1 protein-coding gene is annotated in these 500 nt (G+C 49.4%); it reads left to right on the forward strand.

The features are described 5' to 3' along the window. Positions 1-500: filamentous hemagglutinin N-terminal domain-containing protein (locus ACFIJP_RS09840; RefSeq protein WP_375627243.1), on the forward strand; the 500-nt coding region annotated here is incomplete at both ends.

Here is a 500-nt window from a genome sequence, read left to right on the forward strand (position 1 = left end):
GTGATTTGGAACAATCATGCGCAAGAAGTGGGGCAATCGCAGTTGGGGGGCATTATGCCGGGCAATCCGCATTTGCGCCTCACGGGTTCAGCGAAAGTGATTTTAAATGAAGTCACCAGCAGCAAGCGCAGTGCTTTGAATGGTCCAGGAGAGGTTTTTGGGCGCCCTGCCGATGTGATTATAGCCAATCCCAATGGGATAAGCTGTGATGGTTGTGGTTTTATCAATACGCCCCATGCAACCTTAACCACAGGTGTTCCCGAAATTGATGCGAGCGGTTTTTTAAAAGGCTTTGAGGTGCGAGGTGGGGATGTTACTTTTGGCGCCAAGGGAGCCAATTTTTTCTCAGGCCAAGGGGCTGTTGATATTGTCGATATTGTCTCACGCACGGTGCATTTTGAAGGAGCTGTTGCGGGCAAGGAGATTGGAGTGACAGCAGGGACGGGTCACTTTGATTATGCTTCACGGGAAATGAAAGAACTGACCGATATTACTGGTAA

The organism is Bartonella sp. MU37NMGALS, assembly GCF_042194015.1.
Taxonomy (GTDB): Bacteria; Pseudomonadota; Alphaproteobacteria; order Rhizobiales; family Rhizobiaceae; genus Bartonella; species Bartonella grahamii.